The organism is Rhizobium indigoferae (assembly GCF_034554815.1).
In the GTDB taxonomy this organism is placed as follows: domain Bacteria; phylum Pseudomonadota; class Alphaproteobacteria; order Rhizobiales; family Rhizobiaceae; genus Rhizobium; species Rhizobium leguminosarum.
This window is the reverse complement of record NZ_CP140635.1, coordinates 2,328,381-2,349,794: the sequence shown is the minus strand read 5'-3', so window position 1 is coordinate 2,349,794 and position 21,414 is coordinate 2,328,381. Positions and strand designations below refer to the sequence as shown.

The following is a 21,414-nucleotide window of genomic DNA, read 5'->3' as shown; positions in this document are numbered from 1 at the left end:
ATTAGTTGACTGAGTCCATTAATTGTCGCGACGGACCCGGTTGAGAGCGACGAAAACCATGAGCATATTGGATAGATTTTCACTGGCAGGTCAGGTGGCGCTCGTCACCGGCGGCGGCCGTGGTCTGGGCTTCGAGATGGCGCGCGCCCTTGCCGAGGCCGGCGCGCATGTCATCGTCAACGGACGCAGGGCGGCGACGCTGGAAGGCGCCGTCAGGACCATCCGTGCCGCTGGCGGCACGGCGGAGGCCGCCGCATTCGATGTCGCCGACCGCGAGGCACAGCGTGCTGCGATGGCCGATATCGACAAGATCCATGGTCGTCTCGATATTTTGATCAACAATGTCGGCGCCCGCGACAGGCGGCCGCTGGCCGAATTCGACGATGATGCGATCATCGAGCTGCTGCGCACCGACCTTGCGGCGGCGATGACGCTTTCGCGCGACGCTGCCGTGTTGATGAAGCGACGCAATCACGGCCGCCTGATCGCAGTGACCTCGATCAGCGGCCATGTCGTAATGCCCGGCGACTGCGTCTATCCGGCAGCCAAGCAGGGACTGACCGGACTGATGCGCGGCATGGCGGTCGAATTCGGCCCGCGCGGCATCACCAGCAACGCAATTGCGCCCGGCTGGTTTGCCACCGAGACGAACGCGGCGATGGCTGCGAACGAGGAATTGATGCCCTTCGTGCGCCAGCGCATCCCGGTTCAACGCTGGGGACGGCCGGACGAGATCGCCGGCGCCGCGCTCTTTCTGGCAAGCGCCGCCGCTTCCTTTGTCAACGGCCACGTACTAACGGTCGACGGCGGCATGACGGTCAGGATGTGAGCGGAGCCCGCAGCTGCCGTGGCGCCGGCGTGCTTTTTCGCGTCTGCTGCCAGTCGGCCGAAGTTTAATGTCGACTTCTTAGGCGCGCCTGACAGGTGGGCTAAGTTCGCGGACGAGCTGCTGCAGGCTGCGCTGGTCTTCCGCTCCCGTCTTGTCGTAGATGGCGGCCAGTTGCGATTTGACGGTACCGTCGGCAACGCCCTGTGCATTTGCGATCTCGGATCGCGTCATGCCTTCGGACACGTAGCCGACCACGCGCCGTTCGGCAGGCGTGAGAGCAAAAAGGGCAGCAACGGCTTCGACGGCCGACTGGATCACCGTTCCAGCCGCGGCGAGAAAGATCGCCGCCGCCGCCCGGCTTTCGAAGCGTCCCCTTTCGGTGCGCCGCTGCAACGGCAGAACGTGAGCGACGGCGGGGCGTTCGGCCGAGGCAAGGGGAACATCGATCCCAGCGGCTGCGAGACTGATTTCGTCGCGCGCGCCAAGCGTCACGGCGTTGGAAAGGGCGGCGCCTGCATAACTGTAGCGAGCAGCCAGCCGGCCTGAAAGCGAGTGCACCACCTGCTGCTCGCGCAGCCGTGCTTCGGCGGCATCATTGGCGAAGAGGATCGTCATGTCTTCGGCGACGATGAAGACCGCATGGTCGAGAGCGTCGATGACCTCCCTGAGGACGGCGGCTTCGGCGCGCTCCATCTCGAACATATCGTGGATCGTCACGGCACGGCGGATATGCGGGCCGAGCAGCCCGACGATGTCGAAGACGCGTCGTTCGCTCGGTTCGTATTGCACCGAAATGTTGATCGTCCCGACACGGGTCGGGCGCTTCAGCACGGCCATGTCGATCGAGTTTAGAACCCCATACCTGGCATGAAAGTTCTGGTATAGCGCACCGCTCTTCCAGACGGCTTCGCCATCGGGTCCATAGAGGGAAAACATCCGCTCCAGCGTATCCGGCTGATCGATCTCCATTCGGTGAAGAAGGTGGAAGAACGGGACGTCCTTCGCATGCGCGACGAGGGTGCGGATGGCCTCTCCGTCGTCGCAGGCGATCTGGGCCAGACGTGCGGAACGCGTGGTCGTGTCGAAGACGGCAAGCGTGGTTAGAAAACCATTGGCCTGGCCATTGATCAGACGAAGAGCGTTTGGCCAGGCATCCTCCCGGGCCACGCAATCATAAATAGCGCCAATAATTTCCGACAGCTGCTGTTCCATGATCACAATCCTGCATCAGCCCGGCCAGCGCGGTCAATTGTCGCCGGCCATGGCGCCTTCATTTCCGGGATTTGCGGAAGATTTCATCCCCCACGCGGGAGATGTTTCATCGCGCAGATTTTTTACAACGCACTGCCGGCCGGAATCCAATCGGCTTGGACAACCAGAAATTGGAGGGCAATCTTCATGAAAGCGACAAAAGCGCCGATCGCGGCGCTTCTCATTATGGCAGCTCTTCCGGCTGCAGCGCTCGGCGGCGGCCTGCCGGAACAGGTTCGGGAGGCCAATGCGCGCTTCCGCGACGTCAACCAGGCCGTCAAGGAAGGCTATTCGCCGATCCCATGCACCAGCGGCATAGATGGAGGTGCGATGGGTATCCACTATGTCAGTGCCGACCTCATCAAAGATGAGGCCATTGATCTCTCCAAGCCGGAGGCTGTGATGTACGAGCCTGACGAACACGGCAAGATGAAACTCGTCGCTGTCGAATACATCACGACAAAAGGCCCCGCCAATCTCGGCGGCCAGCTGTTCAGTTTCACGAACGCACCGAACCGCTATGGCCTTCCGGCTTTCTACGAGCTGCACGTCTGGGCATGGAAGAACAATCCGAAGGGACCGTTCGCCGACATGAACCCCGACGTCAGCTGCCGGCATGCGCACGATTGATGAAGCGCTGCGTCACTCAAAACTTCATGGAAGGATAAAACAATGCCGCAATTCGTTGTCGAACGAAACATTCCAGGTCTCGGGGACATGGACAAGGAAACCCTGCGGGAGATCTCGGCGAAATCCAACGCCGTCGTGGCCTCTCTCAGCGAACCCTATACCTGGATCACCAGCTATGTGACCGGGGACAAGATGTACTGCGTTCATGAGGCCGAGAGCGCCGATGCGGTCTATCGGCACGCAGAAAAGGGTGGCTTTCCAGCGGACCGCGTGACGGAGATCACCACGCTCATCGGCCCTCATTCGGCCGCGCGTTAAGACCGCGTTCAATCCACGCATAACCCTTTCACCAAACCGATCTCGATTCCGAGGTCTGCGCTAGGGCGCGGGATCCGGCCGGCGGACGAGGCGCCGACCGGCTCGCAGGGCGCACCGATCTTTGTGATCGGCGCACGACTCCTGGGGACGATCATGAACGAGAAGCTCTTGTCAGGCGGGTTCGAACTGCGACTGCGCAAAGCGGTGCTGCTACTGTTGTCTCCGGCTCTTAGCCTCATGCTGTGGCGACGACGGCGATCGGTGGAAAATCGGCTTGGGGCGTTGTCGGACCACATGTTGAAGGACATTGCGGTGTCGAGAGGCGAGATCCCGTTCGTCGCCTCGCGGGACGGAGACTGGAACAGATTCCGCTAACCGAGCAGCCCTTCACATATCGAAGTGAAGCCGAACGGTTGAGGAAAAGCGCCGGCGCTCCTTGTTGTCATCATTGGATTCCCTATCACTTCCATTCGCCCAGGAGTGGTATAGCGACGCGAAGCAGGCTAATGAATGGGATGCGTGATATCGCTCTTTCAGCGCGTATCTGCGGTTCGTGTTGCCGGGCTTTGGTGGCGAAAACGGTCATTCCCGGTTCCCGGTCCCATGCGGAGGTTCGAAAATTAACGATCATATTCAGTGGCTTATAGAGCAGGGACTCACCAGCGAGCATATTGGCGATCTCGTCGCCGGCCTGTGCGACCGGCTGATCGCAGATGGCATTCCGATCTGGCGGGCCAGCATTACCATGCCATCCCTTCATCCCATGTATCGCGGCGTCTCGGCCAATTTCGTGCGGGGCGGTGCAACCGTTCTCGAAAATGCAGCGCATGGCAGCGTAGAAGAGCGCAACTTCGAGAAAACACCGATATTTTACCTGCTGAACCGCGGCGAGAGAACAGGGCGCTGGATATTGGCCAGGGGTGAGGGGCTCGACTATCCGCAGCTCGCGGAATTTGCGCTTGCCGGCGGCACGGACCATCTGGTCAGCCTTTGCGAATTTCCGAAGGAGGTCGCGTTGCGCGGGCTTGGTTTCTCCCTGACCAGCGATGCGCCGGGCGGATTTTCCGATGATCAGCTGGCGATCGTCAAAGCGCTTGTCCCGGCGCTGGGTCTGGCGGCTTACCGTGTGGCGGCATCGAAAACCGCCACCGACATCCTCGCGGTCTATACCGGCGCCAGGACGAGCGCGCGCATTCTGGCCGGGGAGACCCAGAGGGGAACCGGCGGCTCCATCAATGCGGCGATCCTGATTGCGGACCTCAGAAATTTCACGGCCTTGACCGAGGTCTATCAACCCAGCGAGATCGTCGGGTTTCTGAACGAACATTTCGAGCTGATCGACCGGCATGTCGAGGAAAATTCCGGCGAGATCCTCAAGTTCATGGGCGACAGCGTGCTTGCGATCTTTCCGACCGACGCCGAGGATCCGCAGAAGGCCTGCATGGCCGCGCTGGCTTCTACGAAGAATCTGCTGAAAGCAAACGAGGCGCTGAACCGTGAGCGGACGAAAAACGGCGGCCCCGATATCGGCGTCGATGTCGTCCTGCATCTCGGCGAGGTTTTCTACGGGAACGTCGGCGCCCGTGGCAGGCTCGATTTCACGGTGATCGGCAGGGCCGTCAACGAGGCCTCGCGGTTAGAAAAGCTCTGCGGCACGCTTGAACAACACCTGCTGATGTCGGAGAGCTTCGCGGCCACCTGCGCCGTGGCCTGCGAGTATCTAGGATCGTTCGAGCTGCGCGGCGTTTCGAAGCGGGCCGACGTGTTCAAGCTCGCCGACGCCGTATCCTGAAGCGTCGATCCGATCGGCGCGACGACGCTCAGATCTCGCCTGAGACCTCGCGGCGGCGGCGGTCGAGTTCTTCGCTGTAGCGGCGCAGCGTATAGCTTTCGCTGAGCTGGCCGATCACCTTGCGTTCGATCAGGTTGTTGACGACGGCGAGTGCTTCGCTTTCGCTCTTGTCGAAGATCGCCGCCGCTTGCCTGGCATTCATCTGCGGCTGCAGGAAATCGTTGCGGTAGTGGATGAAATCGGCAAGCGTCTTGCCCTCGTCCTGGGCGTCGGTTGGGTTGGCGTAGATCTCCGGCACCAGCACGAGGCCCGCATATTTTTCGCTCTCCTCGACGAGGATGACGCGCTGGGTCGAGCCGATCGGGAAGGCCTGCTTGAATTCCTCCAGCGAGATGCCCGCCCTTGCCGTCTTGACATCAGCGCGCATCAGCTTGTCGACCGTCAGGTTGCGGATCCAGCCGACGTCATGGGCGCTGCGGATGCTTTCGCCGCGCAGATGGAATCGCCATGTGGCGAAGGAGTAGCCGAAGGTCGAGCGCACGACGAGCGAGGAGGTGATGACGGCGGCAAGCACCAGCGCCGTGATCGGGAAATCGCCGGTGATTTCGAGCGCCAGGAACGTCATGGTCAGTGGACCGCCGATGACGGCGACCGCGAGCGAACTCATGCCGACCACGGCATAGATGACGGGCGTCAGCGTCGCATCGGCGAAATAGGGGCCGCAATAGGCGAAGACCTTGCCGAGCAGGGCGCCCATGAACAGCGAGGCGAAGAACAGCCCACCCCTGAAGCCGGAGCCGATCGAGATCGCCGAGGCGAAGGATTTCAAGAGGAAGAGGCCGATCAGGGTCGGGATCGCCACCTCACGGGAAAGGTTGAGATGCAGCGCGCCGTGGCCGGCCGAGAGCACCTGCGGTGAGATCATCGCCAACAGCCCGACGATGATGCCGCCGAGTGCCGGGCGGAAGGGTGGGGCGATCGAGCTCTTGCGCGCCAGCTCTTCGACAAAGGCGACGCCCTGCATGATCAGGATGCCGACACCGGCGCAGAAAGCACCGAGCAGCAGTGCTGGGATATAATCGGCTGGCACGACCGAGCCGAAGCTGCCGATATCGATGGTGAAATCGCTGCCGGCAAGCAGCCTTGCGATCAGGGTGGAGACAAGGGCGGAGACGACGACAGGCGTCAGCGACACGATCGTATAGGTGCCGATGATCAGCTCAAAAGCATAGAAAGCGCCGGTCAGCGGCGCGTTGAAGGCGGCGGCGATGGCGCCCGCCGCGCCGCAGCCAACGAGGGTGCGCAGGTCCGAGCGGCGAAGCTGCAGCTTCAGGCCGAATTTGGAGGCGAGGCCGGCGGCAAGCTGGGTATAGCCGGCCTCCAGGCCGACGGAGGCGCCGAAACCGTTGGAGATCAGGTTCTGCACGGCAACGATGATGCTGTCGGTCAAGGACAGGCGGCCGCCATGCAGCGCATTGGCCTCGATCGGGTCGACCATCGGCTTCTTGCGTCGTTTCGCCAGCACTAGGAGCAACAGGCCGAGCAGGGCGCCGCCAATGACGGGGGCAGTGAGCAGCAGCATCTTGTTCTCGATCTCGGACGAGCTCAGTCGCTCGCTGTCGGCGATGCCGAAGACCAGCTGATGCAGCTCGTTGGAGACGAAACTCATGCCGGTGACGGCGAGACCCGAGATGATGCCGACGACGGCGCCCGCCAGCGACAGGCCGACCTCGCTACGGCGGGTCAGCGCCCGCAGGCGTCCCGGATCGAAGAAAACACGCAGCGCACGAAAACGGCGCCGATCCAATTTCATAAGCATGGCTAGACAACTAGGCGGGGAGAGGCCCGGTCAAGGGCAGAGATGGTCGCGCAGTCCGCTTGCGACGCAATTGCGGCGAAAAGCCGGCGGATGGGATAAATTTTTATGACGTAAGTCTCTGATAAATGACGATATTTTAGGTAGAGTAAGTCGTGTTGGCGGAGTTGCTTCCTCTGGCCGGCCATTGCCCGGTCGCCAAGGCCGGTTGACTTCACCTCTGAGCTTGCCTAACCATCCCTCAACGGATGGTCGCCCGACCATCCTGACATAACGGATGGTTCCGGATCGGTGTTACGCCCTTCCGGATGAAAAGGGAATGTGACGGGGCGGACCCAAGCCGGGCGCCTTCATCACAGCCGACCCCGCGACTGTAGAGCGGTCAGGGTCTTCCATCCGGCATCAAGCCCTTCCGGCTCGGAGCCTGCAATCGCGCGGGCCGGCGGGACGGGCGGCATGCCGGAAAAGCCACTGGATATGCATGGTGATCAACCGGGGTCGGACGCCTCTCAAGTCTACGAATCGTCCACCTTTTCACTGATGCAGCCGGGAAGGCGAGGATGATCCGCTGGCACGATCAGGGCGACCGGTTTCCGGTCTGCCCCGATCGCGGCCGATAACCGCGAGCCAGGAGACCTGCCATGCGTGCCGGGCGAGAAGCCCACACCTGGGCACTATGCCCGTTGCCAGCACGGAGGTTGTCTTGGCTGAACGATTGAATTCAGCGCAGCCTGGTGCGGCGCGAAGGGGCATGACGGCTGCCCCCTCAAACACTGTCTTCATCCTCGGCGGCGCACGTTCCGGCAAGTCCCGGTTCGCCGAAGGCCTCGTCACGGCAACCAGCCTCGATCGCCATTACCTCGCCACCGGCCGCGCCTGGGACGAGGAGATGCAGGCGCGCATCGCGCAACACAAGGCCGATCGTGGTCCGTCCTGGACGACGCATGAGGAGCCGCTCGATCTTGTCGGCAAGCTTGCCGACATCGATGGCGAAGGGCGCATCGTGCTGATCGATTGCCTGACGCTGTGGGTCACCAATCTGATGATGGAGAAGCGTGAGATGGCGGCGGAATTTGCCGCACTTGCCGATTTCCTGCCCGCCGCGAAGGCGCGGCTCGTTTTCGTTTCCAACGAGGTCGGTCTCGGCATCGTGCCGGATAATCGCATGGCGCGGGATTTTCGCGATCATGCCGGCCGGCTGCACCAATCGATCGCGGCGAGGGCCGCCGAAGTTTATTTCATCGCGGCAGGCCTGCCGCTGAAAATGAAGGGTTAAGTCCATGAACCAGCAGAAGATTCCCGCAACCGTCATTACCGGCTTCCTCGGTGCCGGCAAAACGACGATGATCCGCAACCTGCTGACCAATGCCGGCGGCAAGAAGATTGCGCTGATTATCAACGAATTCGGCGATCTCGGCGTCGACGGAGACGTGCTGAAGGGCTGCGGTGCGGAGAATTGCACTGAGGACGACATTATCGAGCTCACCAATGGCTGCATCTGCTGCACGGTCGCGGACGACTTCATCCCGACGATGACGAAGCTGCTCGAACGCGAACAGCGGCCCGACCATATCGTCATCGAAACCTCGGGCCTTGCTTTGCCGCAGCCGCTGGTCGCCGCCTTCAACTGGCCCGACATTCGCACCCAGGTGACCGTCGACGGTGTCATCACGGTGGTCGATAGTGCTGCCGTTGCCGCCGGCCGTTTCGCCGACGACCATGATGCCGTCGATGCGCGCCGTGCCGAGGATGAATCGCTCGATCACGAAAGCCCGATCGAGGAGCTGTTCGAGGACCAGCTCACCTGCGCCGACCTCATCGTGCTCAACAAGACCGACTTGATCGACGCCGCGGGCCTTATCAGGGTGCGCGACGAGGTCGCCTCCCGCACGGTGCGCAAGCCCGTGATGATCGAGGCGAGAAATGGCGAGGTGTCAGCCGGCATCTTGCTCGGCCTTGGCATCGGCACGGAGGACGATGTCGCCAATCGCAAGTCGCATCACGAGCTGGAGCATGAGGATGGCGCGCCGCACGATCACGACGAATTCGACAGCTTTGTCGTCGATCTCGGAGCCATTGCCGATCCCGCCGGTTTCGTCGAAGCGCTAAAGGACATCATATCAGCCCATGACGTGCTGCGTCTCAAGGGTTTCGTCGACGTTTCAGGCAAGCCGATGCGTTTGCAGCTCCAGGCCGTCGGCAGCCGCATCGACCATTATTTCGACCGCGCCTGGGCAGCCGGAGAAAAGCGCGGCACACGCCTCGTTGTCATTGGCCTGCACGAAATGGACCAGGACGCGGTGAGGGCGGCGATCGAAGCGCTGGCATAGACCGATGCATCTGCTTCTGGCCCAGCAGGGAACGATCAGCGACGGCGAGGAGGCAATCGACCTTGGGCAGACGCCGGGCGATATCCTGTTCCTGTCGGCGGCCGACAGCGAGCTTGCCGCGATCGCAGCCGCCCATCGCGATCGCCGGACAGCACCTTCGCTGAGGCTCGCCAGTCTGATGAGCCTCAAGCATCCGATGTCGGTCGATACCTATGTCGAGCGCACCGCGCGGCATGCGAAGCTGATCATCGTGCGTGCGCTCGGCGGCGCCAGCTATTTCCACTATGCGCTGGAAGCGCTGCATGCGGCTGCGGCTCGCGCCGGTGCACTGATTGCGGTCTTGCCGGGTGATGCCAGGCCAGATGCGGGGCTGGTTCCTTTCTCCAATGTTGATCTCGACGATCTCAACGCGCTCTGGGCCTATCTGATCGAGGGCGGCGATGCTAATGCGCGGGCGTTTCTCGATTATGCCGGGGCGATGCTGTCGGGCACAGAGAAGCCGGCACCGGCTGTGCCTTTGATGAAGGCAGGTATTTGGTGGCCGGGGCGGGGGTTGATCGGGGTCGAGGAGTGGCGGCGGGTCGTTTTAGATATGTCTTCGGGTGCGGGGATGGTAGCGGAGGAGGGATTTGAATCCCCTACAGTCGCCATCAGCTTCTACCGCGCCCTGGTGCAGAGCGGCGAGACCGGGCCGATCGAAGCGCTTGTCGAGGCGCTGGCCGGACTCGGCCTCCGGCCGCTGCCGGTCTTTGCCTATAGCCTCAAGGATCCCATCTCCACCGGCATTCTCGAAAGCGTATTTTCGGCGCTGAAACCCGACGTTGTCATCAACACGACGGGCTTTGCGGTCTCGGCACCGGGTGCGGACCGGCAGCCGACGGTGCTGGAAGCGAATGATGCGATCGTGCTGCAGGCGATCCTGTCGGCCTCGTCGAAGGAGGCATGGGCGGCTTCTCCGCAGGGCTTGTCGGCGCGCGATCTCGGCATGAACGTGGCACTGCCTGAAGTCGATGGCCGGGTGCTGGCGCGGGCGGTGTCCTTCAAGACGGCGGCGCGCTACGATGCGCTGGTCGAGACGAATATCGTCGCCAGCCAGGCCGATGCCGGCCGGGTGCGCTATACGGCTGAACTTGCCGCCAATTGGGCGCGGCTGCGGAAGACTTCCGCCGGCCACCGGCGCATCGCGCTCGTCATGGCGAACTATCCGAACCGCGACGGCCGGATCGGCAACGGCGTCGGCTTGGATACGCCGGCCGGCACCGTCCAGGTGCTGAAGGCTATGCGGGTGGCGGGATATCCGGTCGCCGAGATTCCGGCCGACGGCGATGCGCTGATCCGCCACCTGATGGAAGGACCGACCAATTCCGGTTCCGACGGAAAGATCATCCGCGAGACGCTTTCCCTGAGTCTGTACAACAGCTTCCTGGAATCTCTTCCCAGTAAGATTCAGGATGAGGTGAGAGCCCGCTGGGGCAACCCGCAAGACGATCCGTATTTTCGCGAAGGCGTCTTCGCCCTGCCTTTTGCGCGCTTCGGCGAGGTGCTCGTCGGCATCCAGCCAGCACGCGGCTATAATATCGACCCGAAAGAGAGTTATCATTCGCCGGATCTCGTGCCGCCGCACGGTTATCTCGCCTTCTACGCTTTCCTGCGCCGCGCGTTCGGCGCCCATGCCGTCATCCATATGGGCAAGCACGGCAATCTTGAATGGCTGCCGGGCAAGGCGCTAGCGCTGTCAGAAAGCTGCTATCCCGAGGCGATCCTCGGGCCGTTGCCACATCTCTATCCCTTCATCGTCAACGATCCGGGCGAGGGCACGCAAGCCAAGCGCCGAAGTGCGGCCGTCATTATCGATCATCTGACGCCGCCGTTGACGCGGGCAGAAAGCTACGGGCCGCTGAAGGATCTGGAGGCGCTGGTCGACGAATATTACGAGGCGTCGGGCGGTGATCCCCGCCGCATTCGTCTGCTCAGCCGCCAGATCCTCGAGCTCGTTGCCGATATCGGCCTCGACCGTGATGCCGGTATCGCGAGCGGCGAAAGCGAGGGCGAGGCGCTGAAGAAGCTCGACGCCTATCTCTGCGACCTCAAGGAGATGCAGATCCGCGATGGACTGCATGTGTTCGGGGTCTCGCCTGAAGGACGGCTCTTGACTGACCTGACCGTGGCGCTGGCGCGGGTGCCGCGCGGGCTTGGCGAGGGCGGTGATGCGAGTTTGCAGCGGGCGATCGCGGCGGATGCGGGATTGGGCGGCGGCGTGCGGGGTGCCTCCTCCTTCGACCCTCTCGACACCGACATGGCTGACGTTTGGGCCGGTCCGCGTCCTGATATCCTCGCAGATGTTCTCGATGCCCCATGGCGAACCAACGGCGACGCCGTCGAGCGCATCGAACTGCTGGCAGCGAAGTTCGTTTCCGGCGAAATGGAGTGCCCAGCGGACTGGAAGGCTACGCAGGCTGTACTCTTGGAGATCGAAACCCGCCTCAAACCCTCTATCCTCGCCTGCGGCCCCGCTGAGATCGCAGGTCTGCTCGCTGGCCTCGACGGTCGCTTCGTCGCACCCGGACCCTCCGGTGCACCAACACGCGGGCGGCCCGATGTGCTGCCCACCGGCCGCAATTTCTATTCGGTCGACAGCCGCGCCGTGCCGACGCCGGCCGCCTACGAGCTCGGCAAAAAATCGGCGGAACTGCTGGTGCGCCGCTATGTGCAGGATCATGGCGAGTGGCCTGTCTCCTTCGGGTTGACGGCCTGGGGTACGTCAAACATGCGCACCGGCGGCGACGATATCGCCCAGGCGCTGGCGCTGATCGGCGTCAAGCCGCTGTGGGACATGAGTTCGCGCCGTGTCACCGGCTACGAGATCATTCCGCCGGCGATGCTCGGGCGGCCGCGCGTTGACGTGACGCTCCGGATTTCCGGCTTCTTCCGCGATGCCTTTCCCGAGCAGATCGCGCTGTTCGACAAGGCAATCCGTGCCATCGGCGCGCTTGAAGAGGACGAGGCCGACAATCCGATCGCAACACGCATGCGCGGCGAGGCGGCAAGGCTTGGCGCCGCCGGTCTGGACGAAGTCTCGGCAAAGCGCCGGGCGGGTTACCGCGTCTTCGGCTCGAAGCCCGGCGCCTATGGCGCCGGCCTGCAGGCGCTGATCGATGAAAAGGGCTGGGAGCGGCGCGCCGATCTCGCCGAGGCCTATCTCGTCTGGGGCAGCTATGCCTATGGCGCCGGCGAGGAGGGCAGGGCCGAACGCGGCTTGTTCGAGGAGCGGCTGCGCTCGGTGCAGGCTGTGATCCAGAACCAGGACAATCGCGAGCACGACCTGCTCGACAGCGATGACTATTACCAGTTCGAGGGCGGCATGGCCGCCGCCGCCGAGCAGCTCACTGGTGCGCGTCCTTCGATCTATCATAACGACCATTCCAGGCCGGAAAAGCCGGTGATCCGCTCGCTGGAAGAGGAGATCGGCCGCGTCGTGCGCGGGCGCGTCGTCAATCCGAAATGGATCGCAGGCGTCATGCGCCATGGCTACAAGGGAGCGGCAGAGATTGCCGCCACCGTCGACTATCTCTTCGCTTTTTCGGCGACGACGGGTGCGGTCGGCGCGCATCATTTCGAGGCCGTTTATCAGGCCTTCGTCGCCGATGCCGGCGTGCGCGATTTCATGATCGAGAAGAATCCGGCTGCATATAACGAGATGAAGGAGCGGCTGCTTGAAGCAATCGACCACAGTCTCTGGACGCCGCGCAGCAATTCGGCCCGGTTCGACCTGGCCGCCAGACAACAGAATGAGGTGAACCAATGAGCGACGAGACCACGAACAGCGAGATCGGAGAAGCCGGGAGCGGCAAGGACGACGCCCGCCACGCCGAGAAGATGGCGAAGAAGAAGGCCGCGCGCGACAAAATCATGGCGACCAAGACCGACGGCAAGGGCCTGATCATCGTCCATACCGGCAAAGGCAAGGGTAAGTCATCAGCCGCCTTCGGGATGATCTTCCGCCATATCGCCCACGGCAAGCCGTCGGCCGTCGTGCAGTTCATCAAGGGCGCGATGTGGACCGGCGAACGCGACCTGATCGAGAAGCATTTCTCCGATCTCTGCCAGTTCCACACGATGGGCGAGGGTTTCACCTGGGAAACGCAGGACCGCGCCCGCGACGTCGCCGCAGCCGCGGCCGCCTGGGAAAAGGCCAAGGAACTGATCCGCGACGAAAGCAACTCCATGGTGCTGCTCGACGAGATCAACATCGCGCTGCGCTACGATTATCTCGACATCAACGACGTCGTCGCCTTCCTGACGAGCGAGAAGCCCGCCATGACGCATGTCGTGCTGACCGGCCGGAACGCCAAGGAGGAATTGATCGAGATCGCCGATCTGGTGACCGAGATGGAACTCGTCAAGCACCCCTTCCGCTCCGGCATCAAGGGCCAGCCGGGCGTGGAGTTCTGAGACGGTCAGTTGAGCGCGAGGCTGCGCAGGATGGCAGCCGTTTCCTCATCCGCCGGAAAGAAAGATTCGACCGCGAGTTCCGACAAAGTGATGTCGACGGGCGTGCCGAAGATCGTTGTTGTCGAGATCAGGGAAAGCAAGCCAGCCTTGGTCCAAAGCTGAAGGGGAACGACGATTCCGGCATAGTCGGTATGGACCTCGCCAGCAGTTTTAGGCGCTGGATAGGACAACAACTCCTTCAAAAGCTTGTCCAACATTGGATCGCCCGAAGCCGAGAACTGTTGGCGCAGCCTGCCGATAAGGTGGACGCGCCACTCGGAAAGGTTTTTGATATGGGGCGCCAATCCTTGTGGATGCAGGCTGAGGCGCAGCACGTTGACGGGTGCCGTGAGCAGAGACTGGTCAGCAACGGCTGAGAGCAGCGGAGCGATGGCCGCATTGGCCGCGATGAGTGTCCAATGGCGGTCGACGGCGATTGCTGGGAAGGGCTCGTGCCCTTTCAGCACTATGTCGATGGCGAGACGGGCCGGTTCCATTGCGGGATCGTGGAGCGCGCGTTCGGCAAAAACAGGAGCGAAACCCGCCGCGAGCAGCAGCGGGTTCCGATCGCGAAGGGGCACGTCGAGCCGTTCGGCAAGATGCAGCAGCATGTCGCGGCTCGGTGTCGAGCGCCCGCTCTCGATGAAGCTCAGATGGCGCTGCGAGATCTCCGCCTCCAGCGCGAGGTCGAGCTGGCTCATGCGGCGACGTTGGCGCCATTCGCGCAAATGGTCTCCAAGCGAGCGGGCGGTCGGCGTCATCAGGCGGCTTCCGGCAGCAAATCTATGAACCCGCGAACGGATTTCAGCTTGCCGCCTTGGAGTTCAGCGAAATCCGTGCCCTTTATCAGCGCTTCGCCATTTTCCGGGCCGAGGCCCCAGGAGAAGCGCAGGTTGTCGCCGTAGCCGTCGGCCGCCCCGATCAGGGCGAAGCGGAAGCCGGGGAAGCGGCTTTGTACGGCCTCGACCAGCGAATTGATCTGCTCATGGCCCTCGCCGCGCATCAGTGGGTCGATATAGGTTGCGGCTTCGCTCCAGCTCTCGGCGAAGAGAGCGCGGCGGCGAGCGGCATCCGTCTCATTCCAGATGGCGAGATAGCGCTCTGCGTTAGTGTTTGCTTCGTTCATCGGGTCATCTCCTTCTGATCGCCCATCAGTTCCAGGCAGCCCGATCATGCGGGAAGGCGGTGCACCTTATCAATTACGCCAGAGGTAATGGAAGATGGTCGAGGGTTTAGACGCCGAGCCACAGGCGCAGCGGATTTGCCGGGTCGGCGAGCAGCTTTACCGCAAGGGCGACGCAGACGATCACAAGCAGCGGCTTGATGAGCTTTGCGCCGATGCGTATGGCAAGCCGCGAGCCCAGTTGCGCGCCGAGGAATTGGCAGACACCCATCAACAGGCCGATCTTCCAGAGTATCGCGCCGAAGCTTGCGAAGACGATTAGCGCGCCGAAATTCGAGCCGAGATTGAGAAGCTTGGTGTGGGCCGTCGCCTTCAGCATGCCGAAGCCGGCGAGCGTGACGAAGGCCAACATGAAGAAGGAGCCCGTGCCGGGGCCGAAGACGCCGTCATAAAAGCCGATGACAGGTACCAGCGTCAGACCGAAGGCGAAGGGAGTCATGCAGCGGTGGGTGTCGAGGTCGTTGAGGTTCGGCTTGACGGCGAAGAAGACGGCGATCGCCACCAGGAGTACCGGCATGATGGCCTGCAGCACCTGGCCTGGAATGATCGTCGCGAGTGCCGCGCCGAGCGCGCCGCCCATGATGGCCATCAGCGCCATCGGCAGTTGTTCGGCAAGCTGCACATGGCCCCTGCGGGCATAGGCGATCGTGGCCGAGGCGGCGCCGAAGAGAGACTGCACCTTGTTGGTGCCGAGGGCCTGGAGTGGTGGAATACCTACGATCAGCATGACGGGAACGGTGATGAGGCCACCGCCGCCGGCAATGGAATCGACGAAACCGGCAAAAAAGGCCGCCGCGCAGAGCAGCGGAAGCAGATGGAAAGCGATATCGGGCAAGGTGGTATTCCGGGGGAGGGACTTCAGACGGCCTTGTTGCATTTGCCGCGCCAAGCTGCAATGGCTGCAACGACACGGGCAGGGCGCATTCGACGGTTTCCATGAGCGATCTCTCTTTCGATACGGCGAGGCACCACGTGCTCGGCCTCGGCTGCGAGCGCGGGACGTCGCCTGCCGAGGTGCTGGCGCTTGCGATCGAGGCGCTCGACGTAGCCGGTATCGGCGCGGCGGAACTCGCAGCCATCGCCTCGATCGACAGCCGAAGACTGGAGCCGGCGATCCTTGCGGTTGCTGCGCATTTTTCCGTGCCTGGCGTCTCCTTCGATGCGCTGCGGCTGGAGCAGGAGACGCCGCGGCTCGCGAATCCCTCTGCGATCGTCTTTGCCCGCGTCGGCTGCCATGGGGTCGCCGAGGCAGCTGCGCTGGCGGCTGCGGGGCCGGATGCCGAGCTTGCTGTCGCCAAGATCAAATCTGCGCATGCGACGGCGGCAGTTGCCCGCAGCGGGTTGCAGAAAGCCTAGTGGGCGTTATGGTGGCGCCAATTCGCGGCGCCGTCCGGCAGCTTCACGGTTCACATCTAGAGGATATCTCATGCACAAGGTCATCTATGACACCGACCCTGGCGTCGACGACGCCATGGCGCTTCTCTTCCTGCATCGTCATCCCGAAATCGACCTTCTCGGCATCACCACGGTCTTCGGCAACGCCTCGGTCGAGACGACGACGCGCAATGCGCTCTTCCTCAAGCGTGAATGGAATATACCGGCACCCGTTTCCAAAGGCGCCAGCGTCACTATCGATTCCTCGCGCGCGGAGCGGCCATGGCCCGCCATGGTGCATGGCGAGAACGGCCTCGGTGATATCGACGTGCCCGAGACGATCGACCTGCCGCTCGATCCGCGCCCGGCGCATCGTTTTATCATCGACACGGTGCGCGCCCACCCGGGCGAAGTGCGACTCGTCGCCGTTGGCCGTATGACCAATCTGGCGCTGGCGCTGAAGGAAGATCCCGAGATTGCGACGCTGGCCAAGGACGTCGTCATCATGGGCGGCAATTTCTATGTGCCGGGAAATGTCTCGCCAGTCGCCGAGGCCAATATCCACGGTGATCCTGAGGCTGCCGACATCGTCATGACCGCGCCCTGGAAGGTGGCCGTCATTGGCCTCGACGTCACCGCGATCACCACGATGAGCCGCAGCTATCTCGGCGATATGGCGGCTATGGGCGACAAGGCGGTCAAGCAGCTCGACGCACTCTCGCAGTCCTACATCGATTTCTACAAGCACGCGGTTGAAGACGGCATGATGGTGCATGACAGCTGCGCCTGCGTCTATGTCGTGGTGCCGGAGCTGTTCTCGTCAATATCGGGTGCAGTGCGTGTCGTCTGCGGCGGCATCGCCGATGGCCAGACGATCGTCAGGCCAGATGGGCGGCGTTTTCCGCCTGATGGCGCTTGGGATGGCTTGCCGAGCCAGATCGTCTGCACAGGCATCGAGTCGGAAAGGGTCCTGGACCTCATCCGTAATACGCTGCTTGCAGCCTGACACGCTTGAGGGCCGGCAGCATCGCGGCCGGCCTTCGGGATATATTGTAATATATTCATTGCGTTGTACGGGTTCTCCGAGGATTTGAATCCGACGCTTCACAAAGTGATTCATGATCATCTCAGCAACTTCAAGTGAGGCGATGGGCGCGGCGTTGACCTTGCCCTTTGCGGGGCCTAGATCAGCAGGATGATCGATGCCGCATTCTCCAATCTTCCGGCGCTTGAGCCGGGCAGCGTCTGGCTCGTCGGCGCCGGTCCCGGCGATCCCGGGCTTTTGACGCTGCTCGCCGCCAAGGGGCTTTCCGAGGCCGACGTCATCGTGCACGACGCTTTGGTCAACGAGGAATGCCTGGCGCTGGCGCGGCCGGAAACGCTTGTGGAATATGCCGGTAAACGCGGCGGCAAGCCTTCGGCGAAGCAGCGCGACATCTCGCTACGGCTGGTGGAGCTTGCGCGCGCCGGCAAGCGAGTGCTGCGGCTGAAGGGCGGCGATCCTTTCGTCTTCGGTCGCGGCGGCGAAGAGGCGCTGACGCTGGTCGAGCACAACATCCCCTTCCGCATCGTGCCCGGCATCACCGCCGGTATCGGCGGGCTCGCCTATGCCGGCATCCCGGTGACGCATCGCGACATCAACCATGCCGTGACCTTCCTCACCGGCCATGATTCCTCCGGCATCGTGCCCGACAGGATCAACTGGGAGGCGATAGGCCAGGGCTCGCCCGTCATCGTTATGTACATGGCGATGAAGCATATCGCCGAGATCAGCGCCCGGCTGATCGCCGCGGGACGGTTGGCGTCGGAACCCGTCGCCTTCGTCTGCAATGCGGCCACTGGCCGGCAACAGGTGCTGGAAACGACGCTCGGGGAGGCGACCGAGGCCGTCGCTGTCTCCGGGCTGGAGCCGCCGGCGGTGGTCGTCGTCGGTGAGGTGGTCCGGCTCCGAGCTTCGCTCGACTGGCTTGGTGCGCTGGCGGGGCGGCGCCTGCAACCCGATCCATTCCGCCGGTCCGGCAAGGTGCGGGCATGAGCGGCCTCCTGATCGCAGCCCCTTCCTCCGGCGCCGGCAAGACGACGGTAACGCTCGGGCTGCTCCGAGCGCTTCGCCGGCGCGGCATTGCGGTCGCGCCCGGCAAGGCCGGCCCTGACTATATCGATCCGGCCTTCCATGCGGCAGCGAGCGGCACGCTCTGTCTGAATTTCGATCCCTGGGCGATGCGCCCGGAGCTGATCTCGGCCAATGCGGCCCTTCACCGTTCCGGCGACCGCATCCTGGTCATCGAGGCGATGATGGGGCTTTTCGACGGGGCGGCTGACGGAAGGGGGACGGCGGCCGATCTGGCGGCCCAGCTTGGGCTTTCCGTGGTGTTGGTCGTCGATGCCTCGCGCATGTCGCAGTCGGTGGCGGCGCTGGTTACTGGTTTTGCCGGTTTCCGTGCCGATGTGCGGGTTGCTGGCGTCATCCTCAACAAGGTCGGCAGCGACCGGCACGAGGCGATGCTGCGGCAGGCGCTCGAAGCTATCCGTATGCCTGTCATCGCCGTCATCGGCAGCGACAAGGCGCTTTCCCTGCCGGAGCGCCATCTCGGCCTCGTCCAGGCCGGCGAACACGCAACCCTCGACAATTTCATCGACCATGCGGCGGATGCCGTCTCCGAGGAATGTAATTTCGAATTCCTGCTGCGCATCGCCAGGCAGGGGCTCAACCGGCCGTCGGCCGCCAATATCGACCGGTTGCCGCCACTGGGTGCCCGCATCGCCGTGGCGCGCGATGTCGCCTTTGCCTTTTCCTACGAGCATATGCTGCTCGGCTGGCGCCGTCGGGGTGCTGCGATTTCCTTCTTCTCGCCGCTTGCCGACGAGGCGCCGGCTGGTGATGCCGATGCGATCTATCTGCCCGGTGGTTATCCCGAGCTGCATGCCGGGCGGCTGGCAGAGGCGCAGAATTTCCGCGCCGGCATGCTCGATGCGGCAGCGCGCGACATCCGGATCTATGGCGAATGCGGCGGCTACATGGTGCTTGGCGAGGGCTTGATCGATGCAAAGGGGCATCGCCATGAAATGCTCGGCCTGCTGCCCGTCGTCACTACCTATGCCGAGCGAAAGCGCCATCTCGGCTATCGCCGTGTTGTGCCCCTCGACGGCGCCTTCTTTGCTCGGATGATGACGGCCCATGAATTCCACTATTCCAGCGTCGTTTCCGAGGGCGAGGGCAAACGGCTTTTTCAGGTGCAGGATGCGCTCGGAACCGATCTGGGCGCCGCCGGTCTCAGGCGCGACCAGGTGGCAGGCTCCTACATGCATCTGATCGATCTTGCCGGAGCTGCAGGATGAGCGCACCGATCGTCCACGGCGGCGGCATCACCGCCGCTGCCGCTACCTTCGGCGGTAGACCGGAAGATTGGCTCGATCTTTCCACGGGCATCAATCCGTGCCCCGTCGCCCTGCCTGACATTCCGGCAAGGGCCTGGCATCGCCTGCCGGACCGGCATCTCCTCGATGAGGCAAGGCGTGCGGCGCGAGATCATTACCGCAGCGGCGAGATCTTGCCGCTGCCGGTGCCAGGCACACAATCGGTGATCCAGCTTCTGCCGCGCCTCGTCGAGGCGGATAGGCTGGTTGGCGGCACGGACAACAGTGTCGCGGTGACGGATAACAGGGTTGCCGTGACGGACAACAGGGTTGCCGTGGTATCGCCGACCTATGGCGAGTATGCGCGCGCCTTCGCCTCGGCCGGTTTTGCCGTCGATGCGGTCGACGATATTGCCGCGATCGGAGCCGGACATCGGCTGGCTGTCGTCGTCAATCCGAACAATCCTGATGGGTTGATATGGCCGGCCGAAACGCTGATTGCCCTGCACGACAGGATGAAGGCAGCGGACGGACTTCTCGTCGTCGACGAAGCCTTTGGCGATACCGATCCGGCGCTCAGCCTTGCATCCCGCGCGCCGCAGCTTTCCAATCTGGTGATCTTTCGTTCTTTCGGCAAGTTCTTCGGGCTTGCCGGCCTGCGGCTCGGTTTTGCGATTGCGCGCAGCGATATTCTCGCGCGTTTCGAAGACTGGCTCGGCCCCTGGGCGGTCTCCGGCCCGGCTCTTTCGATTGCAGCTTCGCTGCTGCGCTCGGACGTTTCTCCGATTCGCGGCCGCATCAATGAACGCTGCGCCGGCCTGCATGGGGTGCTGACGGGCGCCGGGTTGCAGCTTTCAGGAGGCACGGCGCTCTTCACCCTTGTCGCCGATGCGAGAGCCGACGACATTTACACACATCTCTGCCGCCATCATATTCTCGTCCGCAAGTTCGACTATGCGCCGGAGTGGCTGCGTTTCGGGCTGCCGCCCGATCCGGCGGCAGACAGGCGGCTTGGCGAAGCCCTTCAGAGATTTGAGCGATGACGATCGACGAAAACCTTCTCGTACTGCTTCTGGCGCTGCTGCTCGACCGGATCGCCGGCGATCCGCAATGGCTGTGGTCGCGGATGCCGCATCCCGTTGTCATGTTCGGCGCGGCGATCTCCTATGCCGAGCGGCAGCTCAACCCGGCAAGCCTCACGGGCTCGCAACGCCGAATGAACGGTATTGCCGCCATCCTGGCGCTGCTTCTTTTGGCGGTGGCCGCAGGCTTCGTGTTCAACCGGTTCTTCGCGCTGTTCGGCCCTGTCGGCATCTTGCTGGAGACCGGGCTGGTGGCGATCTTCCTGGCGCAAAAAAGCCTTGCCGATCACGTCGCGGCCGTCGCTGTCGCCTTACGCCACGAAGGGCTTGCCGGCGGGCGAGCCGCCGTTTCCCGCATCGTCGGACGCGATCCCGAGACGCTGGACGAGCCGGCCGTCTGCCGCGCGGCGATCGAAAGCCTTGCCGAAAATTTCTCCGACGGCGTCGTGGCGCCGGCGCTCTGGTATGCCGTCTTCGGGCTGCCGGGGCTCTTCGCCTACAAGATGCTGAACACCGCGGATTCGATGATCGGCCATAAGTCGGAAAAATACATCGACTTCGGCTGGGCGGCCGCCCGGCTCGACGATGTCGCCAACTGGCCGGCCGCGCGCCTCTCCATCCTGCTGATTGCCGCCGGCGCCTGGATCCGGCGGGGAACAAGCGCCGGCCGTGAAGCGATCCGCGTGGCCATGCGGGACGGGGCCTTACACCGCTCGCCGAATTCCGGTCGGCCGGAGGCGGCCATGGCGGGTGCGCTGAACGTCCAGCTCGCCGGGCCGCGCATCTATGGCGGCGTCATCGTGCGTGAACCGATGATCAACGACGCCGGCCGCGACGTGGCGACCTCAGGCGACATCGAGGACGGCGTATCGGTGTTCTACGCCAGCTGCATGGTGCTCGCCGGTGTTACGTTCGGGCTGTTTTTGTGTTTTCTGTAGGGTTGTGCCGTGCGTGCCCCAGT

20 protein-coding genes and 1 riboswitch are annotated in these 21,414 nt (G+C 63.2%); of the genes, 15 read left to right on the top strand and 5 right to left on the bottom strand.

Annotation, left to right across the window (positions count from 1 at the left end; all coding sequences use genetic code 11):
• The first annotated feature begins 58 nt into the window (after nt 1–58).
• A complete protein-coding gene (locus U5G49_RS11950; protein WP_193446551.1) occupies nt 59–829 on the top strand; it encodes an SDR family oxidoreductase in 771 nt (256 codons plus the stop codon).
• 78 nt (nt 830–907) lie between these two features.
• Here U5G49_RS11950 and U5G49_RS11945 read toward each other — a convergent pair whose 3' ends face one another.
• The gene (locus U5G49_RS11945) at nt 908–2,041 is read right to left on the bottom strand and encodes a helix-turn-helix transcriptional regulator (RefSeq protein WP_193446550.1); all 1,134 of its coding nucleotides are present in this window, start codon (nt 2,039–2,041) and stop codon (nt 908–910) included.
• Nucleotides 2,042–2,227: 186 nt separating this feature from the next.
• On the opposite strand from U5G49_RS11945, the gene U5G49_RS11940 reads away from it, so the two are divergent.
• From U5G49_RS11940 to U5G49_RS11925, 4 genes are all read left to right on the top strand, one after another.
• Nucleotides 2,228–2,710, top strand: coding sequence for a hypothetical protein (locus U5G49_RS11940; protein ID WP_193446549.1), 483 nt, complete (start codon nt 2,228–2,230; stop codon nt 2,708–2,710).
• 42 nt (nt 2,711–2,752) lie between these two features.
• Complete coding sequence (locus tag U5G49_RS11935; RefSeq protein WP_193446548.1) at nt 2,753–3,028, top strand: DUF4242 domain-containing protein; 276 nt, start codon at nt 2,753–2,755, stop codon at nt 3,026–3,028.
• 153 nt (nt 3,029–3,181) lie between these two features.
• Nucleotides 3,182–3,403, top strand: a complete 222-nt coding sequence (locus U5G49_RS11930; protein WP_193446547.1) for a DUF1127 domain-containing protein — start codon at nt 3,182–3,184, stop codon at nt 3,401–3,403.
• A 178-nt stretch (nt 3,404–3,581) separates the two neighbouring features.
• Nucleotides 3,582–4,820 (top strand): adenylate/guanylate cyclase domain-containing protein, encoded by a 1,239-nt coding sequence (locus U5G49_RS11925; protein WP_309232513.1) that lies wholly within the window; start codon nt 3,582–3,584, stop codon nt 4,818–4,820.
• A gap of 28 nt (nt 4,821–4,848) precedes the next feature.
• Here U5G49_RS11925 and U5G49_RS11920 read toward each other — a convergent pair whose 3' ends face one another.
• Nucleotides 4,849–6,639 carry a chloride channel protein gene (locus U5G49_RS11920; RefSeq protein ID WP_193446546.1) on the bottom strand — a complete coding sequence of 597 codons (1,791 nt, stop codon included), beginning with the start codon at nt 6,637–6,639 and terminating at the stop codon, nt 4,849–4,851.
• 258 nt (nt 6,640–6,897) lie between these two features.
• Nucleotides 6,898–7,294: riboswitch (cobalamin riboswitch) on the top strand.
• Between the two features lie 93 nt (nt 7,295–7,387).
• Here U5G49_RS11920 and cobU point away from each other — a divergent pair.
• Genes cobU through cobO form a run of 4 tightly spaced genes read left to right on the top strand, consistent with a single transcriptional unit; the run spans nt 7,388 to nt 13,418 of the window.
• Nucleotides 7,388–7,912 carry a bifunctional adenosylcobinamide kinase/adenosylcobinamide-phosphate guanylyltransferase gene (gene cobU / locus U5G49_RS11915; protein ID WP_193446633.1) on the top strand — a complete coding sequence of 175 codons (525 nt, stop codon included), beginning with the start codon at nt 7,388–7,390 and terminating at the stop codon, nt 7,910–7,912.
• Nucleotides 7,913–7,916: 4 nt separating this feature from the next.
• Nucleotides 7,917–8,966 (top strand): cobalamin biosynthesis protein CobW, encoded by a 1,050-nt coding sequence (gene cobW, locus U5G49_RS11910; protein WP_130652576.1) that lies wholly within the window; start codon nt 7,917–7,919, stop codon nt 8,964–8,966.
• A gap of 4 nt (nt 8,967–8,970) precedes the next feature.
• Nucleotides 8,971–12,771: a cobaltochelatase subunit CobN gene (gene cobN / locus U5G49_RS11905; RefSeq protein WP_193446545.1), complete on the top strand. Its 3,801-nt coding sequence runs from the start codon at nt 8,971–8,973 to the stop codon at nt 12,769–12,771.
• Nucleotides 12,768–13,418 (top strand): cob(I)yrinic acid a,c-diamide adenosyltransferase, encoded by a 651-nt coding sequence (gene cobO, locus U5G49_RS11900; RefSeq protein ID WP_018242395.1) that lies wholly within the window; start codon nt 12,768–12,770, stop codon nt 13,416–13,418. Before cobN ends, cobO begins: the two co-directional genes overlap by 4 nt.
• 5 nt (nt 13,419–13,423) lie before the next feature.
• On the opposite strand, the gene U5G49_RS11895 is transcribed toward cobO, so the two are convergent.
• Genes U5G49_RS11895 through U5G49_RS11885 form a run of 3 tightly spaced genes read right to left on the bottom strand, consistent with a single transcriptional unit; the run spans nt 13,424 to nt 15,475 of the window.
• Nucleotides 13,424–14,218, bottom strand: coding sequence for a helix-turn-helix domain-containing protein (locus U5G49_RS11895; RefSeq protein WP_193446544.1), 795 nt, complete (start codon nt 14,216–14,218; stop codon nt 13,424–13,426).
• On the bottom strand, nt 14,218–14,631 hold the full coding sequence (locus U5G49_RS11890) for a nuclear transport factor 2 family protein (protein ID WP_193446543.1): 414 nt from the start codon (nt 14,629–14,631) through the stop codon (nt 14,218–14,220). The genes U5G49_RS11895 and U5G49_RS11890 overlap by 1 nt, the downstream gene beginning before the upstream one ends.
• Nucleotides 14,632–14,689: 58 nt before the next feature.
• Entirely contained in the window at nt 14,690–15,475 is a 786-nt protein-coding gene (locus U5G49_RS11885) for a TSUP family transporter (protein ID WP_193446542.1), read from the bottom strand.
• 101 nt (nt 15,476–15,576) lie between these two features.
• Here U5G49_RS11885 and U5G49_RS11880 point away from each other — a divergent pair, with 101 nt between their 5' ends.
• The 6 genes from U5G49_RS11880 to cbiB all read left to right on the top strand — a co-directional run bounded on the left by U5G49_RS11880 (nt 15,577) and on the right by cbiB (nt 21,391).
• Nucleotides 15,577–15,996 carry a cobalamin biosynthesis protein gene (locus U5G49_RS11880; protein WP_193446541.1) on the top strand — a complete coding sequence of 140 codons (420 nt, stop codon included), beginning with the start codon at nt 15,577–15,579 and terminating at the stop codon, nt 15,994–15,996.
• A gap of 70 nt (nt 15,997–16,066) precedes the next feature.
• On the top strand, nt 16,067–17,020 hold the full coding sequence (locus U5G49_RS11875; protein ID WP_130652570.1) for a nucleoside hydrolase: 954 nt from the start codon (nt 16,067–16,069) through the stop codon (nt 17,018–17,020).
• A gap of 189 nt (nt 17,021–17,209) precedes the next feature.
• Nucleotides 17,210–18,049: a uroporphyrinogen-III C-methyltransferase gene (cobA, locus tag U5G49_RS11870; RefSeq protein ID WP_018242389.1), complete on the top strand. Its 840-nt coding sequence runs from the start codon at nt 17,210–17,212 to the stop codon at nt 18,047–18,049.
• Nucleotides 18,046–19,353, top strand: coding sequence for a cobyrinate a,c-diamide synthase (locus U5G49_RS11865; RefSeq protein ID WP_018447294.1), 1,308 nt, complete (start codon nt 18,046–18,048; stop codon nt 19,351–19,353). The genes cobA and U5G49_RS11865 overlap by 4 nt, the downstream gene beginning before the upstream one ends.
• Nucleotides 19,350–20,414, top strand: coding sequence for a threonine-phosphate decarboxylase CobD (cobD, locus tag U5G49_RS11860; RefSeq protein WP_028733093.1), 1,065 nt, complete (start codon nt 19,350–19,352; stop codon nt 20,412–20,414). The genes U5G49_RS11865 and cobD overlap by 4 nt, the downstream gene beginning before the upstream one ends.
• Nucleotides 20,411–21,391 (top strand): adenosylcobinamide-phosphate synthase CbiB, encoded by a 981-nt coding sequence (gene cbiB, locus U5G49_RS11855; protein ID WP_130716549.1) that lies wholly within the window; start codon nt 20,411–20,413, stop codon nt 21,389–21,391. Before cobD ends, cbiB begins: the two co-directional genes overlap by 4 nt.
• The last annotated feature ends 23 nt before the right edge of the window (nt 21,392–21,414 follow it).